Origin of the sequence: Paramagnetospirillum magneticum AMB-1 (assembly GCF_000009985.1) — a bacterium.
Taxonomy (GTDB): domain Bacteria; phylum Pseudomonadota; class Alphaproteobacteria; order Rhodospirillales; family Magnetospirillaceae; genus Phaeospirillum; species Phaeospirillum magneticum.
Window position 1 is genome coordinate 4,600,568 of the sequence record NC_007626.1, and the last position, 15,260, is coordinate 4,615,827.

The 15,260-nt window shown below is 68.4% G+C and carries 16 protein-coding genes; 11 read left to right on the plus strand and 5 right to left on the minus strand.

All coding sequences use genetic code 11. The features are described 5' to 3' along the window. Positions 1-47: 47 nt before the first annotated feature. A complete protein-coding gene (locus AMB_RS21175; RefSeq protein WP_011386534.1) occupies positions 48-722 on the plus strand; it encodes an EI24 domain-containing protein in 675 nt (224 codons plus the stop codon). Beyond that, positions 719-1,138: a hypothetical protein gene (locus tag AMB_RS23645; RefSeq protein ID WP_011386535.1), complete on the plus strand. Its 420-nt coding sequence runs from the start codon at positions 719-721 to the stop codon at positions 1,136-1,138. The genes AMB_RS21175 and AMB_RS23645 overlap by 4 nt, the downstream gene beginning before the upstream one ends. Before the next feature lie 141 nt (positions 1,139-1,279). Here AMB_RS23645 and AMB_RS21185 read toward each other — a convergent pair whose 3' ends face one another. Further along, positions 1,280-1,921: a GntR family transcriptional regulator gene (locus AMB_RS21185; protein WP_011386536.1), complete on the minus strand. Its 642-nt coding sequence runs from the start codon at positions 1,919-1,921 to the stop codon at positions 1,280-1,282. Between the two features lie 95 nt (positions 1,922-2,016). Between AMB_RS21185 and AMB_RS21190 the strand changes: the two genes are divergently transcribed. After that, complete coding sequence (locus tag AMB_RS21190; protein WP_011386537.1) at positions 2,017-3,399, plus strand: SLC13 family permease; 1,383 nt, start codon at positions 2,017-2,019, stop codon at positions 3,397-3,399. 169 nt (positions 3,400-3,568) lie between these two features. On the opposite strand, the gene AMB_RS21195 is transcribed toward AMB_RS21190, so the two are convergent. Further along, positions 3,569-4,303 (minus strand): hypothetical protein, encoded by a 735-nt coding sequence (locus tag AMB_RS21195; RefSeq protein WP_011386538.1) that lies wholly within the window; start codon positions 4,301-4,303, stop codon positions 3,569-3,571. 190 nt (positions 4,304-4,493) lie between these two features. Here AMB_RS21195 and ccoG point away from each other — a divergent pair, with 190 nt between their 5' ends. After that, positions 4,494-5,939 (plus strand): cytochrome c oxidase accessory protein CcoG, encoded by a 1,446-nt coding sequence (gene ccoG, locus AMB_RS21200; RefSeq protein ID WP_011386539.1) that lies wholly within the window; start codon positions 4,494-4,496, stop codon positions 5,937-5,939. A 16-nt stretch (positions 5,940-5,955) separates the two neighbouring features. Here the strand turns inward: ccoG and AMB_RS21205 are convergent, their stop codons facing one another. Together AMB_RS21205 and gloB are read right to left on the minus strand one after the other, a co-directional pair. After that, complete coding sequence (locus AMB_RS21205; protein WP_011386540.1) at positions 5,956-6,429, minus strand: response regulator; 474 nt, start codon at positions 6,427-6,429, stop codon at positions 5,956-5,958. A 50-nt stretch (positions 6,430-6,479) separates the two neighbouring features. Continuing rightward, positions 6,480-7,253 (minus strand): hydroxyacylglutathione hydrolase, encoded by a 774-nt coding sequence (gene gloB / locus AMB_RS21210; protein ID WP_043747124.1) that lies wholly within the window; start codon positions 7,251-7,253, stop codon positions 6,480-6,482. Between the two features lie 92 nt (positions 7,254-7,345). Between gloB and AMB_RS21215 the strand changes: the two genes are divergently transcribed. Then, positions 7,346-8,080 carry a class I SAM-dependent methyltransferase gene (locus tag AMB_RS21215; protein WP_043747126.1) on the plus strand — a complete coding sequence of 245 codons (735 nt, stop codon included), beginning with the start codon at positions 7,346-7,348 and terminating at the stop codon, positions 8,078-8,080. A 72-nt stretch (positions 8,081-8,152) separates the two neighbouring features. On the opposite strand, the gene AMB_RS21220 is transcribed toward AMB_RS21215, so the two are convergent. Beyond that, positions 8,153-8,821: a lipid-binding SYLF domain-containing protein gene (locus tag AMB_RS21220; RefSeq protein ID WP_043745508.1), complete on the minus strand. Its 669-nt coding sequence runs from the start codon at positions 8,819-8,821 to the stop codon at positions 8,153-8,155. Positions 8,822-8,951: 130 nt separating this feature from the next. On the opposite strand from AMB_RS21220, the gene AMB_RS21225 reads away from it, so the two are divergent. From AMB_RS21225 to AMB_RS21250, 6 genes are all read left to right on the plus strand, one after another. Continuing rightward, a complete protein-coding gene (locus tag AMB_RS21225) occupies positions 8,952-9,416 on the plus strand; it encodes a (2Fe-2S)-binding protein (protein ID WP_043745513.1) in 465 nt (154 codons plus the stop codon). Then, a complete protein-coding gene (locus AMB_RS21230) occupies positions 9,413-11,554 on the plus strand; it encodes a xanthine dehydrogenase family protein molybdopterin-binding subunit (RefSeq protein ID WP_011386545.1) in 2,142 nt (713 codons plus the stop codon). The genes AMB_RS21225 and AMB_RS21230 overlap by 4 nt, the downstream gene beginning before the upstream one ends. Before the next feature lie 200 nt (positions 11,555-11,754). Further along, positions 11,755-12,489 (plus strand): heme ABC transporter permease, encoded by a 735-nt coding sequence (locus AMB_RS21235; protein ID WP_043745516.1) that lies wholly within the window; start codon positions 11,755-11,757, stop codon positions 12,487-12,489. 8 nt (positions 12,490-12,497) lie between these two features. Further along, positions 12,498-12,695, plus strand: coding sequence for a heme exporter protein CcmD (ccmD, locus tag AMB_RS21240; protein ID WP_231848917.1), 198 nt, complete (start codon positions 12,498-12,500; stop codon positions 12,693-12,695). Further along, positions 12,692-13,138: a cytochrome c maturation protein CcmE gene (gene ccmE, locus AMB_RS21245; RefSeq protein ID WP_011386548.1), complete on the plus strand. Its 447-nt coding sequence runs from the start codon at positions 12,692-12,694 to the stop codon at positions 13,136-13,138. Before ccmD ends, ccmE begins: the two co-directional genes overlap by 4 nt. A 138-nt stretch (positions 13,139-13,276) precedes the next feature. After that, positions 13,277-15,256: a heme lyase CcmF/NrfE family subunit gene (locus AMB_RS21250; protein ID WP_011386549.1), complete on the plus strand. Its 1,980-nt coding sequence runs from the start codon at positions 13,277-13,279 to the stop codon at positions 15,254-15,256. Positions 15,257-15,260 lie beyond the last annotated feature (4 nt).

The window sequence follows — 15,260 nt, forward strand, 5'->3', positions numbered from 1 at the left end:
AGCGTGCTTGAATCCGTGGTTTCCCCGCCCCCGTTCCATGGACCTCCATGACCATCCCCGCCGCCCTGTACAAGGCCTTCGCCCAACTGAGCGATCCCCGCCTGCGCCGCATCCTGCTGTTCGGCGTGGCGGCGGCCCTGGCCTGCTGGGCGGCGCTGGCCATGGGCGCCTCGGCGGTGTTGCGCCAGGTTCACCTGTTCGACAACGCCCTGGCCCAGACCAGCGCCGAGATCGTCCTGGTGCTGACCGCCCTGCTGCTGCCCATCCTGTTTTTTTCGGCCCTGGCCACCTTCGTCATGAGCTTCTGGCTGGACGACGTGGCCGGCATCGTCGAGGCCGAGCACTATCCCCATCTGGCCCCGGCGCGGGAGATGGGCTGGGCCGAAATCCTGAAGGGGTCGCTCCGCTTCCTGCTGGTGATGGTGCTGATCACCGCCCTGGCGGCGCCGTTCTATCTGGCGCTGCTGTTCCTGGGCTTCGGCATCATCCTCAATTACGGGGTCAACGGCTATCTGCTGGGCCGCGAGTATTTCGAGCTGGTGGCGGCGCGCCGGCTGGAGCCCGAGGCCATGCGCCTGACCTTCGGCAACAATCTCGGCCGCCTGTGGCTGTGCGGCGCAGCTATCAACCTGCTGTTCCAGATTCCCATCCTGAACCTCACCGCCCCGGTGGTGGCCACGTCGTTCATGGTCCACATCTTCCACTCGCTGAGGACGGAATGATCAAGCGCCTTGCGTCAGCCTCGCTCCTGCTTTTGCTGGCCGCCTGCAACGGGGCGGGCAATTCGGCCGCCACCGGCGGACCAGCCACCGGCAGGCCGAGCCGGGGCGGCGACGAGGACGTCGCCATGATGGCGCCGCCGGCCCCCGGCAGCATGGCGCCCTCGGCCCTGCAGGGCATGAGCGCCGCCGCCGTCGAACACGCCCTGGGCAAGCCCGCCTTCGTGCGCCGCGATCCCCCGGCCGAAATCTGGCAATACCGGGTCAAGCTCTGCACGCTGGATCTGTTCCTTTACGAGGACAACGGCCGCACCGCCGTGGCCCACTACGCCGTGCGCACCCCCGGCGGCAATTCGGTCAGCGACCGGGGCTGCCTGGACGAGGTCCTGGCCCGGCGCGACGGCACGCCGACCAGCTGAGGGCCGGTTTTATACCAACCCGCTGGCGCGACAGGGCCACCGCCCTGACCCGTTCGGAGGCGCAGCCTTCGAACCACCAGTTTTTCAAGAAACTGAAGGGATCGGGGGCAAAAGCCCCCGACGGGGAGTGGCGCCGATGGGCTACACCCCCTTCAGACCCTGGGCGATGCGGCGGATATGGGCACGGATTTCGCTCTCGGCCGCTTCGCCGTCGCGGTGCACCACCGCCTCGACCATGCGCGCGTGCTCCTCCACCCGCTCGTCCATCAAGGCGGGACGCAGGTCCGGGCGGATGCACATGGCCTTGGTCCGCGCCCACAGGCGTTCGATGATCTCCACCATCACGACATTGCCCGAGGCCTCGGCCAGCAGGCGGTGAAAGCGCTCCACCTCGGTCGCATAGGCCTCGTGGGCGCTGTCCGCCACGGCCGAGCGCTGCAGGCCGATGGACTCGCGCAGGGCCTTGATCTGCTCGGGACTCGCCTTCTCGGCGGCCAGACGGGCGGCGGCGCCTTCCAGCGCCTCGCGGGTGGCGAGGATGTCCATCAGGCGGCCCTTGTCGAAGCCGACGAAGAACACGCCGTGACGCGGCCAGACCTCGACGATGCCGTCGGCTTCCAGCCGGGCGATGGCGTTCCACACCGGCGAACGGCTGACTCCCAGCTGGCGCGCCAGATCCTCGACGCTGATCTTGTCGCCGGGCATGAAGCGCCCGCCGCCCAGCAGCATCTCGTGCAGCACCTTATAGGCCTGATCGGCCAGATTGGTCTTTTGCAGCTTCACCTTGGCCCTCCCCTCTTGCTGGGATGATGCACCAACTGGACTCTTGGGGCAAATGCGAATAATGTATCACGTAACATGAAACATGAGGTGGCGTGATGAGCTTTCCCCTGGTGCGGCTGCCGCTGCCCCGCCTGCTGGCCTGGACCGCCGTGGCGGTGGGCGCGGCCATTGTCGTTCTCGACCCTTTGCCGGGCACCGAAGGGCGCGTCCTCGGACTGGCGGTGGCCTTCATCGGGCTGTGGGCCACGGCGGTGATCCCCGAGCCCATCACCGCGGTGTTCTTCTTCACGGCCGCCATGCTGCTGAAGGCGGCCCCGGCCTCGGTGGTGTTCGGCGGCTTTCAGTCGGCGGCGCTGTGGCTGATCTTCGGCGGATTGGTCATGGGCATCGCGGTGCGCTCCACCGGCCTGGGAGAGCGGCTGGGCGCCCGGCTGAGCCACGCCTTCGGCTCCAGCTATTGGGGGATCATCACCGGGGTCACCCTGGTGGGCCTCGCCATGGGCTTCCTGATGCCGTCCTCCATGGGGCGCGCCATCATGCTGATGCCCATCGCCGTGGGGCTGGCCGAGCGTTACGGCTTCGAGCCCGGCTCCAACGGCCGGCTGGGGGTGGTGCTGGCCGCCGCCTTCGGCTGCCATGTCCCCACCTTTTCCATCCTGCCCGCCAATCTGCCCAATCTGGTGCTGGTGGGCGCCTCCGAGACCCTGTGGCACTACACGCCCAATTATGGCGAATATCTGCTGCTGCACTTCCCGGTGCTGGGCTTTCTCAAGACCGCCATCATGATTCCGCTGATCGTCAAGCTGTGGCCCGACACGCCGCGGCCCGAGGCGGCGGGACGGGCCATGGGCCCCATGAAGCGCCAGGAGGGGCAGCTCGCCCTGCTGCTGGCCGCCGCCCTGGTGCTGTGGGCCACCGACTTCGTCCACCATGTCAGCCCGGCCTGGATCAGCATGGCGGCCGGCGCCCTGCTGCTGCTGCCCGGCGTCGGGCTGGTGGACCGCAAGGCCTTCAACGAGCAGATCAATTACGGCTCCATGTTCTATGTGGCCGGAATCATGGGTCTGGGCGCCGTGGTGGCCCAATCGGGGCTGGGAGCGCGGCTGGCCGGAGCCATCCTCGAGGTGCTGCCGCTGGCCCCGGGCCATCAGGCCACCAACTTCGCCGCCCTGGCCGTGCTGTCCACGGTGGTCAGCGTGCTCACCACCCTGCCCGGCGCGCCGGCGGTGCTGTCCCCCATGGCCGGTCAGATGGCCGAAGCCTCGGGACTGTCGGTGGAGGCGGTGCTGATGAGTCAGGTGCTGGGGTTCTCCAACCCCATCCTGCCCTACGAATCCGCCCCCATGGTGGTGGCCATGCAATTGGGCGGCGAACGCCTGGGCCCGGCCCAGACGCTGTGCCTGTGGCTGGCGGGAATCACCATTGTCGTCCTGCTGCCGCTGAACTTCCTGTGGTGGCGCCTGCTGGGCTGGATCTGACAAAGATCCCGCTTCGCGGCAGGGCACCCGCCCGGACCCGTTCGGAGGCACAGCCTCCGAACCACCCGCTTTTTTCAATGAATTGAAAAGCTGAAGGGTTCGGGAAGCTATGCTTCCCGGTTGGGGGATCGGGGGCAAAAGCCCCCGAAGGGGCATTCTCCGCAGCCGATTAGAACAGAGCGTACTGGTTGACCGGCTGGCCCGCCTTGGGCCGCCGGGCGGCGACGGCGGCTGGCGGCGGAACGGCGGGGCGGCGGGGAGCCGGTTCGGCCCGCACCACCGGGGCCGGTTGCACGACCGGCGAGACGGCCTGAGGCATCGCCACCGGCGGCAGGGGATGATTGCGGTCGGCCAGACGCTCGTCCAGTTCGCCCTTGAGGGCGGTGGCCACCAGACCCAGGCGGCGGTTCTCGGCCTCCAGCCGGTCGGTGCGGCCCTTCAGCGCCTCGAGCTGGGCGGCCAGACGCTCGGCCGCCTCGATGGCCTGGGCCAGATCGGCCAGACGGGCCTGCTCGGCCGCCTGGGCGGCGTCGGCGCGGCGGGTCTCGGCGCCCAGGGTTTCGCGCAACTCGTCGCGTTCGGCCTGCAGACGGATGACCTGGGCCACATCCTGGGCGGCGGTGGCCAGACCGTTCGCCGGGGCCGGAGCGGTCTGGCGCAGCTTTTCGTTTTCCGAGCGCAGGTGACGGATTTCGTTGCGCAGGTCGAAGACCGTGTCTTCCAGGTCCTCCAGCCGGGTGGAGCTGACCACCGGCCCGCCTTCGGCGACCCGCGACGCCAGGGCGACGAAGTCCAGCCCGGCGCCTTCCAGCAGCCGCCCGGCGGTGCGCAAGGCGTGCAGCGCCTCGGCATCGTTGTCCGAAGCGGCCAGCGCCAGCACCTTGGCAAGTCGTTGAACGTCCATGAGCCCCTATTCCCCGAGAACGCCGGATTCTGTCAAAAGCCGAGTCCGGGGGCAAACCATATTTTGTGGTTCGGTCCGAGACCGCCCCACCACGGCCAGATCCGTCGTGGAGTCGGTGACTTAGTCACAAGACATTCTGGAGAGGTTTTCATATACTGCCGGCCTAATATAAATTCCCGGAGAGCCCAGCATGGACACCAAGCCCGCCGTACCGGCCTTGCCGCTGCACAAAGGCGAGGTGCCGGTCTACATGGAGACCGGCAAGGCCCAGCCCCGCGCGGTCAGCGGCACCTTCCGCTCGTGGAAGTGGTGGTCCATGATCGTCACCCTGGCCTGGTGGCATCTGGGGCCGTTCCTGCGCTGGGACCGGGGGCCGGGGGCGCCCAATCAGGCCATCCTGATCGATATGCCGGGCCGCCGGGCCTATATGCTGTTCATCGAGATCTGGCCGCAGGAGATCTACTACCTGACCGGCATCCTGCTGATCTCGGCCATCCTGCTGTTCCTGATGAGCGCGGTGGCGGGCCGCGTCTGGTGCGGCTTCATCTGCTGGCAGACGGTCTACACCGACCTGTTCGTGGCGGTGGAGCGGCTGGTGATCGGCGACCGCAGCCAGCGGATCGCCTTCGAGCGCCAGCCCCTCTCGGCGGGCAAGCTGGCCCGCAAGGCGGTGATCAACCTGCTGTGGCTGGCCATCTCGGCGGCCTGCGGCATCGGCTTTACCTTGTGGTTCGGCGATGCCTTCGAGATGCTGCGTGACATCTTCACCGGCCAGGCCAACCCGCCGGTCTATGCCTTCGTCGCCATCCTGGGCGGGTTCTGCTTCCTGCTGGCCGGCTATGCCCGCGAGAGGGTCTGCGTCTATCTCTGCCCCTATTCGCGCTTTCAGTCGGCCATGTTCGACGAGCATTCGCTGATCGTCACCTACGAGGCGTGGCGGGGCGAGCCGGGCGGCCCGGCGCGCAAGGGCCAGAGCTTCGAGGGGCGCGGCCATTGCGTCGATTGCCGCTCGTGCGTCCAGGCCTGTCCCACCGGCATCGACATCCGCCAGGGCAATCAGCTGGCCTGCATCGGCTGCGCCCTGTGCATCGACGCCTGCAATCAGGTGATGGACCGCTACGGCCTGCCGCGCGGCCTGATCTCCTATGATTCCAGCTCCAACATCGAAGCGCGCAAATGCGGCAAGCCCACCGGTTTGCGCATCATCCGCCCGCGCACCATGATCTATGGCGGCATCATGGCCCTGGCCGCCTCGGTCATGCTGTTCCGCCTGACCACCCGGCCCGATGTGGACGTCAACGTCCTGCACGAGCGCGCCCCGCTGTTCGTCCAGATGTCCAACGGCTCCATCCGCAACGGCTATGTCTACAAGGTGCTGAACATGAAGGCCGAGGACCGGGTCTTCAGCGTGCATCTGGAAGGCGTCGAGGATGCCGCCATCGACGTGGTCGGCGGCGCCAGCAATGTGGCCAAGGCCGAACTGCGCGTGCCCCGCGATTCCGTCGGCGAGTTCCGGCTTTACGTCACCGTTCCCGCCGCCAAGGCGGCGTCCAAGAGCATGCCGGTCACCTTCGTCCTCGACGGCTCCAGCCGCGAGGTGCGCACCAGGACCATCTTCGCCGGGCCGGAAAAGTAAGCTTTCCGTTTACCCCCTATTCGTCGTCGCCCAAGTCGACCCAGCTGGGGTCATGGCCGACGCGGTGGGCGGGCGAAACCAGACTGGGCTTGGCGGCCGGCTCGCCCAGGGCGGGCAGCACCGCCTCGCCCAGGGCGTCGCGAATGGCGGCGGTCAATTGCTCGGGCGAGACCGGCTTGCCCTGGAACCGCACCGCCGGCCCCACCTGCTGGTGCGAGACGGCGGGCGTCCAATGACCCGACAGGACCAGCACCACCACGTCGGGATAGGCCTCGTACATCTCGGCGATCAGCGCCTTGCCGTCCATGACCGGCATGGCGATGTCGGTGACCACCACATGGACGGGCTCGGCGGCCATGATGTCCAGGGCCTGAAGAGCGCTGGTGGCGAACAGGCTGACCCACTCGTCGCCATACTCCAGCATGGTCCGCCGGATACCTTCGAGCACCCTGGGCTCGTCGTCGACGAATAGAACACGGCCGTGCCCCATGGCTCACTCCCTGTTGTTCACAAAGGGGCCGGTCGGCCCCGGCTTTCCGGTCAGAACACGTCCTTGCGCCGCCGCAATTCGGCGAAGACCAAAGCGGGATCGGTTCCCGGCTCCAGCCCCACCGCCCGGGCGATCGCGGCGGTGTCGGCCCGCAGGAAGGGATTGGCGGCACGCTCGTCGGCCAGCCGCACCGGCACGGTGGGACGGTTGTGGGCGCGCAGGCGCTCCACCTCGTCCAGCCGGGCCTTCAGCGCCCCGTTGTCGCGCTCCACCAGCCGGGCGAAGCGGCCGTTGCCGGCGGTATATTCGTGGGCGGGATAGGCCAGCGTGTCCGGCGGCAGGTCGCGCAGCTTCTTCAGCGAGGCCCACATCTCCTCGGCCGTGCCCTCGAACAGCCGACCGCAGCCCAGCGAGAACAGCGTGTCGCCGCAAAACAGCACATGGCTGTCGGCCAGCCAGTAGGCCACATGCCCCGAGGTATGGCCTGGAACCTCGAGGACGGTGACGGCGGCATGGCCCAGCATGAAGGTCTCGCCCTCGGACACCTCCAGGGTGATGCCGGGGATGCGCTCGGAATCGCGGGCCGCTCCGACCACGGCGCAGCCCGTGCGCCGCGCCAGATCCAGATTGGCCCCGGTGTGGTCGCCGTGATGATGGGTGTTGAGGATATGGGTCAGCGTCCAGCCCCGGGCGGCCAGACGTTCCAGCACCGGCTCGGACACCGCCGGATCGATGGCGGCCGTGGCCCCGCCCAGGGGCTCGTGCGCCAGATAGACGTAATTGTCGGACAATACCGGAATCTGCTCGACGATGATCTTGGCCATGGACATCCACCCGCAGCGATAGGCCGAATGTAGCATCAAGCGGCCGAAACGCCTATCCTTGCGCCATGAATCGAGACCTGTCCTATCCCGCCATGTGGACCGATGTGGTCGATCTGCGCGATTTTTACGGCAGCAGCCTGGGCCAGACCGCCCAGCGGCTGATCCGCCGGCAGGTGCGCGCCCTGTGGCCCGACGTCACCGGCCAGCGGGTCCTGGGCCTAGGCTTCGCCACGCCTTATCTGCGCATCTTCCTCGCCGAGGCCGAGCGGGTGATCGCCGCCATGCCGGCCAGCCAGGGCGTGCTGCCCTGGCCGCCGGAAGGTCCCGGCCTCACCACTCTGGTGGACGAGACCGACCTGCCGCTGCCCGACCGCTCCATCGACCGCCTGCTGCTGGTCCATGCCCTGGAATCCGCCGAACAGGTGCGCGCCATGATGCGCGAGGCCTGGCGGGTGTTGGCCGATGGCGGCCGCCTGATGGTGGTGGCGCCCAACCGCCGGGGCATCTGGGCCCGGCTGGAGCGCACCCCCTTCGGCAACGGGCGGCCCTACACCATGGGCCAGTTGAACCGCCTGCTGCGCGACAACATGTTCACGCCCATCAACAAGGCCTCGGCCCTGTTCCTGCCGCCCACCACGTCGCGGATGATGCTGCGCTCGGCCTCGGCGGTGGAAAAGATCGGCCAGCGCTGGTTCGAGACCTTCGGCGGCGTGATCATGGTCGAAGCCGCCAAGCAGATCTACGCCGGCTCCGCCGTGCGCGAGGCCAAGGGCAAGCGCCGCTCCTACCTGCCGGTGGCGGAAGGGTTCTCGCGGGTGATGAAATAGGCACCTAATAGCGGCCATTGAGGCCGCGGCCAAGCGGGCGGAAGCCCGCGCCCGGCGAGGGACTGACATGATCTAGCGGGACAGGATGTCCCGCAGCCGGTCGGCTTGGCGGGAATCCACGCTGCGGCTGAACAGGATGTCCTCGGGCGTCGGATTGCCGCCGTAATAGGCGGCGTTCCACGAATGACGGGGCAGGATGCCGGCGCCGTCCAGGGTGGCGCCGCCGTAAAGCCCCACGGCGCGGGAGAAGGCATAGATATCCGCCCCCACATTGGTGGTGGTGTTGGCCGAGGCGCCGGCGCCGACCACCGCCACCGCCACGCCGGCCTCGGCGCCGGCCTTGAACTGGTTCTCCACCACGGCCTTGAGGCCACCCTCGCTCATGATGACATAGACCGCCTCGGCATCCTGCAGGCCGATCTGCAGCCCGACGCTGCCCGCCGCGATGGAGTAGAAGGCCGGACCGCTCCAGCGTCCCGACCCGTCGCGGGCCAGCAGCACGCCGGTGCCGTATTGCGCCCCCAGGATGAACCCGCCCTTGACCAGATCGGGCACCACCAGCACCGCCCGCGCCCGCCCCAGCAGATTGGCCATCTGCCCACTGAAATTGGGATCGGCCCGCAGGCGCTCCACCACGGTGACCGCCTTGCCCACCATCATGGTCTGATCGGTGACCTGCTGGGCCTTGGCGCCGCCGGCGAGAAACAGAACCGCAAGGGCCAGGGCGATCAGTCTGGACATGGAGGCCTCCGTGGAAAACTGTGGTCGCTCCACTCCAACCACGAGCGTGGTTAGGATTTTGTTAACCCTTGCCTGCCATGCCCTTTGAGGGTAAGCCTGTAACGCTTCCAAACGGAAGGACGCTGAGCGGATGTTCTCCCTGATCATCAACGGTGAACGGCACAAGGTGGACGCCGCGCCCGACACCCCCTTGCTGTGGGTGCTGCGCGACCTGCTGTCCATGACCTCCATCCGCTACGGCTGCGGCCAGGGCCTGTGCGGTGCCTGCTCCATCCTGGTGGACGGCGAGCCGACCCGGGCCTGCCAGACCCCCGTCTCCGAGATCAACGGCCGCCGCATCCAGACCCTGGCCGGTCTGGGCGACGCCGTCTCGGCCCAGTTGCGCGCCGCCTGGATCGAGCTGGACGTGCCCCAATGCGGCTATTGCCAGTCGGGACAGCTGATCAGCGCCGGCGCCCTGCTGCGCCGCAATCCCAATCCCAGCGATGGCGACATCGACACCGCCATGAGCGGCAATCTCTGCCGCTGCGGCACCTATCAGCGGATTCGCGCCGCCATCCATCTCGCCGCCCGGCGGCTGCGGGGGGCGTCATGAAGCGCGCCGTCCCCACGGGCGGAATCGACCGCCGCACCTTCCTGATCACCACCGCCGGAGCCGGACTGGCCCTGGCGGTGGGCGACGCCCACGCCGATACCGAGGCCGAGGGCTGGCGGCCCAATGCCTTCGTCGCCATCGGGCCGGATGGCAAGGTGACGGTGACGGTCAAGCATCTGGAGATGGGCCAGGGCGTCGCCACCGGCCTGCCGGTGCTGGTGGCCGAGGAGTTAGAGGTGGACCCCGCCCAGGTCAGCGTCGCCTTCGCCCCCGCCGACGCCAAGCGCTACAATAATCTGTTCTGGGGACCGAGCCAGGGCACCGGCGGCTCCACCGCCACCGCCAATTCCTGGGAGCAGCTGCGCCTGGCCGGCGCGGCAGCACGCGAGATGCTGGTGGAAGCGGCCGCCCGAATCCTGCGGGCCGACGCCGCCAGCCTGAGCGCCGTCAATGGCGGCGTCGTCCATAGCCCCAGCGGCCGCCGCCTGGGCTATGGCGAACTGGTGTCGGTGGCCGCCAAGCTGACTCCGCCCAGCGCCCCGGCCCTCAAGCCCGCCTCCCAGTTCCGCCTGATCGGCCGCGACGGCGTCAAACGCAGCGATTCCCGCGTGAAAAGCGACGGCACCGCCCAGTTCGGCGCCGACCTCCGCCTGCCCGGCATGCTGACCGCCCTGGTGGCCCGCCCGCCGGTCTGGGGCGCCCGCCCGGACGGCCATGACCGCAAGGCGGCCCTGGCGGTTCCGGGGGTGATGGCGGTCTTCCCCATCCCGTCGGGCATCGCCGTGGCCGCCAGCTCGTTCTGGGCGGCGCACAAGGGCCGCGAGGCCCTGAACGCCCGCTGGGCCGAACCGGCGGACAAGGTCTCCACCGAGAGCCTGCGGCGCGACTGGACCGCCCTGCTGGGCAAAGCCGGCCGCCCGGCCGCCGCCCGCGGCGACGCCGAGGCCATCCTGGCCCAGGCGGCGCAGCGCCAGAGCGCCACCTACGAACTGCCCTATCTCGCCCATGCCCCCATGGAGCCGCTCAATTGCGTGGTGCGCCTGGCGCCGGGCAAATGCGAGATCTGGACCGGCTGCCAGTTCCAGACCCACGACCAGGCCATGGCCGCCAAGGCGGCGGGTCTGAAGCCCGAGCAGGTGGAAATCCACACCATGCTGGCCGGCGGCAGCTTCGGGCGCCGCGCCAACCCCACCTCGGACTACATCGTCGAGGGCGTCGAGGTGGCCAAGGTGCTCAACACCCCGGTCCGCCTGATGTGGACGCGGGAAGACGACATCGCCGGCGCCTATTACCGCCCCATGGCCCTGCACGGCTTCGAGGCGGCGCTGGACGAGCGCGGCATGCCGCTGGCCTGGCGCCACCGCGTCGTCTGCCAGTCCATTCTGGACGGCGGCCCCTTCGCCGGCATGATCAAGGACGGCATCGACCCGGTCTCGGTGGAGGGCGCCTCCAACCTGCCCTACGCCATCCCCAATCTGGCCGTGGACCTGCACTCGCCCAAGGCCCCGGTGCCGGTGCTGTGGTGGCGCTCGGTGGGCTCCAGCCACACCGCCTTCGCCACCGAGTGCTTCCTGGACGAGTTGGCCCAGGCCGGGGGCAAGGACCCGCTGGAGCTGCGCCGCGCCCTGCTGGCCGACCAGCCCCGCCATCTGGCCGTGCTGGAGCTGGCCGCCGCCAAGGCCGGCTGGGGCTCGCCGCTGCCCGCCGGCAAGGGCCGGGGCATCGCCGTGCATGAAAGCTTCCACTCCTTCGTCGCCCAGGTGGTCGAGGTGAGCATCGGAGCCAAGGGCGAGATCAAGGTGGACCGCGTGGTCTGCGCCGTGGATTGCGGCGTGGCCGTCACCCCCGACGTGGTCCGCGCCCAGATGGAAGGCGGCATTGCCTTCGCCCTGTCCGCCGCCCTGTTCGGCGAGATCACCCTGAAGGACGGCCGGGCCGAGCAATCCAACTTCCACGACTACCGCTGCCTGCGCATGAACGAGATGCCCAGGGTGGAGGTCCATATCGTGCCCTCGGCCGCGCCCCCCACCGGCGTGGGCGAGCCCGGCGTGCCGCCCCTGGCCCCGGCCCTGGCCAACGCCATCTTCGCCGCAACCGGCAAACGGCTGCGCAAGCTGCCCCTGGGCGAGCAGGTGTAGGTGCAGGTGTCATCCCGAGAGAGCATCGCGACCGAGGGATCTCGTCCTGGCACACCACATCAGAACGGGCGCCGGCGATCCAGGTGGAGATCCCTCGCTTCGCTCGGGATGACAATCGAGGTCGACATGAACTTTTGTTCACCGTCCGCCCGTTCGACTCCGCTGGAAAAGCGGCGGGAACGGCGGTAAGAAGAGGCCCCATGCATCGCTTCGCCAATCCCGCCCGCTTCCTGCGTCTCGCCAAGGTGATCCTCCCCTGGTCGAACGCCGTCGCCATCCTTTGCCTGGGAGCTGGTCTTTACTTCTCCCTGTTCGCCTCGCCCGCCGACTACCAGCAGGGCGAAAGCGTGCGCATTATGTATGTGCACGTGCCGTCGGCCTGGATGGGCATGTTCTGCTATGTGGCCATGGCGGTGTTCTCGGCCATGGCGCTGATCTGGAAGCATCCCCTGGCCGACCTGCTGGCCAAGGCCACCGCGCCGGTGGGTGCCGCCTTCACCTTCCTGTGCCTGCTGACCGGCTCGCTGTGGGGTAAGCCCATGTGGGGCACTTGGTGGGCCTGGGATGCGCGGCTGACCAGCATGCTGATCCTGCTGTTCCTCTATCTCGGCTACATGGCCCTGGTGAACGCCTTCGACGACCCCGAGCGCGGCCACAAGGCCGCCGCCATCCTGGCCCTGGTCGGTGCCGTCAACGTGCCGGTGATCAAGTGGTCGGTGGACTGGTGGAACACGCTGCACCAGCCGGCCAGCGTGGTGAAGATGGGCGGTCCGGCCATCGACGGCTCCATGCTGGTGCCGCTGCTGCTGATGGCGGTGGGCTTCAAGGCCTATTGGATCTCCATCCTGATTCTCCGAGGCCGCGCCGAGATCGCGTCCCAGAAAATCCGCGTCATCCGCATGGCGCAGATTCACGCCGCGTCGCAAGGGGAGTGACCAACGTCATGGAATCCTTCCAGGCTATGCTGCATATGGGCGGCTATGGCGGCTATGTGTGGCCCGCCTACGGTGTCGGCATCGTTCTGCTTGTTCTGGTGCTGGCGCTGTCGCTCTCCTCGGCGCACAGGGCCGAGGCCGAGCTCGAGGTGCTGCAGCAGGCCCGGCGCGCCCGCCGGGGCAAGGATTCGGAGAGCCCAGAGTGACCCGCAAGCAACGCAGGCTGTATTTCGTCCTTCTCGGCATGGCGGCGCTCGGTGGCGCCGTGGCTTTGGTGCTGACCGCCATCTCCGACAGCCTTGTCTATTTCTATTCCCCCACCGATATCGTCAGCCAGCGCATCCCGGAAGGCCGGCGCATGCGCATCGGCGGGCTGGTGGAAAACGATTCCGTGGTCAAGGACGGCAAGACCGTGACCTTCAAGGTCACCGACGTGACCAATGCCGTGCCGGTGGTCTATACCGGCGTGCTGCCCGACCTGTTCCGCGAGGGCCAGGGCGTGGTGGTGGAGGGCCGCATGGAGGCAGGGGGGCACTTCAAGGCCTCGGAGGTGCTGGCCAAGCACGACGAGAACTACATGCCCAAGGAAGTGGCCGAGGCCCTGAAAAAGTCCGGCCAGTGGAACGACGGCAAGCAGCCGAAGCAATGATCGAGGATGGTGTCATCCCGAGCGAAGCCGAGGGATCTCATCCTGGTACTTCGGAGCAGAAGGAGATCCTTCGCTTCGCTCAGGATGACAGCCTGAGGTGTCGCATCGCAGGAACGCAAGCCTAGTGAGGTTATCCCCATGATCGCCGAAATCGGCCATTTCGCCCTGGTGCTGGCTTTGTGCGTCGCCCTGGTGCAGGCGGTGGTGCCGCTGGTGGGGGCAAAGCGCGGCAACCTGGCCTGGATGAACGTGGCCGGCCCTGCCGCCACCTTGCAGTTCCTGTTCATCGCCATGGCCTTCGGGGCGCTGACCAACGCCTATGTCACCAGCGATTTCTCGGTGATGAACGTCGCCCAGAACAGCCATACCGACAAGCCCATGCTCTATAAGGTGGCCGGGGTGTGGGGCAATCACGAGGGCTCGCTGCTCTTGTGGATCACCATTCTGTCGCTGTTCGGCTTCGCGGTGACCCTGTTCGGCCGCAACCTGCCGCCGGGCCTCAAATCCCGTGCCCTGGCGGTGCAGGCCATGATCGCCGTCGGCTTCCTGGCCTTCATCTTGCTGACGTCCAACCCCTTCGCCCGGCTGGACCCGGCCCCGGTCAACGGCCAGGGCCTCAATCCCATGCTGCAGGACCCGGGCCTCGCCTTCCATCCGCCGTTCCTCTATCTGGGCTATGTGGGCTTCTCCATGGCCTTCTCCTTCGCCATCGCCGCCTTGCTGGAAGGCCGCGTCGACGCCGCCTGGGCGCGCTGGGTGCGGCCGTGGACGCTGGCCGCCTGGGTGTTCCTCACCTGCGGCATCGTGCTGGGCTCGTGGTGGGCGTATTACACCCTGGGCTGGGGCGGCTGGTGGTATTGGGACCCCGTGGAGAACGCCTCGTTCATGCCCTGGCTGGCCGGCACGGCGCTGCTCCACTCCGCCATCGTGGTGGAGAAGCGCGACGCGCTGAAAAGCTGGACCATCCTGCTGGCCATCGTCGCCTTCGGCCTGTCGCTGCTGGGCACCTTCCTGGTACGCTCGGGCGTGCTGACCAGCGTGCACGCCTTCGCCACCGACCCGGCCAGGGGCGTGTTCATCCTGCTGCTGCTGTGCGGCGCGGTGGGCGGATCGCTGGCGCTGTACGCGGCGCGGGCGCCGTCCATGAAGATGGGCGGGCTGTTCTCTCCCATCTCGCGGGAAGGCGCGCTTCTCCTCAACAACGTGCTGATGGCCACCGGCGCCGCCACCGTGCTGCTGGGCACCCTTTACCCGCTGATCGCCGATGCGCTGAACCTGGGCAAGGTCTCGGTGGGGCCGCCCTTCTTCAACGCGGTGTTCCTGCCCCTGATGGCCCCCATGGTGCTGGTGATGGCCGCCGCTCCCATGATGTCGTGGAAGCGCGGCGATCTGGCCGGCGTGCTGGGCCGCCTGAAGTTCATCGGCGCCCTGGCCCTGGGCGCCGCCATGCTGGTGTGGTTCCTCCAAGGCGGCTCGGCCGGTCCGTGGTGGACCGCCGCCGGCTTCGCCCTGGCCGTGTGGCTGGGCCTGGGCACCCTGTGGGATCTGGCCGAGCGCATCGGCCTGTTCTCGCGCCCCGGCCAGGCGCTGGCGCGGGCGGCCAAGCTGCCCAATTCCGCCTGGGGCATGGTGCTGGCCCATTTCGGCCTGGCGGTGTTCATCGTCGGCCTGACCGCCTCGTCGGCCTGGACCACCGAGCGCATCCAGACCCAGAAGCTGGGCGAGACCGTGACCGTGGCCGGCTATGGCATCACGCTGAAGGCGGTGGACGAGGTCCCCGGCCCCAACTACACCGCCACCCGGGCCACCTTCGAGATCTCCAAGGGCGGCCAAGCCATCGCGGTGATGCAGCCGGAAAAGCGCCTCTATCGCCAGCCGCCGCGCCCCACCACCACGGCGGCCATCCGCTCGGGCTTCACCGGCGACCTCTACGTGGTGATCGGCGATCCCGATCCCAACAAGGGCGGCTGGGTGACGCGGCTGTATTTCAATCCCTGCATTCCCTGGCTGTGGGCCGGCGGGCTGCTGCTGGTGATCGGCGGGACCATCTCCCTGGCCGACCGCCGCCACCGGGTGGGCGCGCCGACCCGGGCGGCCAGCGCCGCCGCCAAGGCCTGAGGAG

Excerpts from the sequence above, each read along its gene's own strand:
- AMB_RS21175 (WP_011386534.1), top strand. The coding sequence starts at position 48 with ATGACCATCCCCGCCGCCCTGTACAAGGCCTTCGCCCAACTGAGCGAT.
- AMB_RS23645 (WP_011386535.1), top strand. The coding sequence starts at position 719 with ATGATCAAGCGCCTTGCGTCAGCCTCGCTCCTGCTTTTGCTGGCCGCC.
- AMB_RS21190 (WP_011386537.1), top strand. The coding sequence starts at position 2,017 with ATGAGCTTTCCCCTGGTGCGGCTGCCGCTGCCCCGCCTGCTGGCCTGG.
- AMB_RS21195 (WP_011386538.1), bottom strand. The coding sequence starts at position 4,303 with ATGGACGTTCAACGACTTGCCAAGGTGCTGGCGCTGGCCGCTTCGGAC.
- ccoG (WP_011386539.1), top strand. The coding sequence starts at position 4,494 with ATGGACACCAAGCCCGCCGTACCGGCCTTGCCGCTGCACAAAGGCGAG.
- AMB_RS21205 (WP_011386540.1), bottom strand. The coding sequence starts at position 6,429 with ATGGGGCACGGCCGTGTTCTATTCGTCGACGACGAGCCCAGGGTGCTC.
- gloB (WP_043747124.1), bottom strand. The coding sequence starts at position 7,253 with ATGGCCAAGATCATCGTCGAGCAGATTCCGGTATTGTCCGACAATTAC.
- AMB_RS21215 (WP_043747126.1), top strand. The coding sequence starts at position 7,346 with ATGTGGACCGATGTGGTCGATCTGCGCGATTTTTACGGCAGCAGCCTG.
- AMB_RS21220 (WP_043745508.1), bottom strand. The coding sequence starts at position 8,821 with ATGTCCAGACTGATCGCCCTGGCCCTTGCGGTTCTGTTTCTCGCCGGC.
- AMB_RS21225 (WP_043745513.1), top strand. The coding sequence starts at position 8,952 with ATGTTCTCCCTGATCATCAACGGTGAACGGCACAAGGTGGACGCCGCG.
- AMB_RS21230 (WP_011386545.1), top strand. The coding sequence starts at position 9,413 with ATGAAGCGCGCCGTCCCCACGGGCGGAATCGACCGCCGCACCTTCCTG.
- AMB_RS21235 (WP_043745516.1), top strand. The coding sequence starts at position 11,755 with ATGCATCGCTTCGCCAATCCCGCCCGCTTCCTGCGTCTCGCCAAGGTG.
- ccmD (WP_231848917.1), top strand. The coding sequence starts at position 12,498 with ATGGAATCCTTCCAGGCTATGCTGCATATGGGCGGCTATGGCGGCTAT.
- AMB_RS21250 (WP_011386549.1), top strand. The coding sequence starts at position 13,277 with ATGATCGCCGAAATCGGCCATTTCGCCCTGGTGCTGGCTTTGTGCGTC.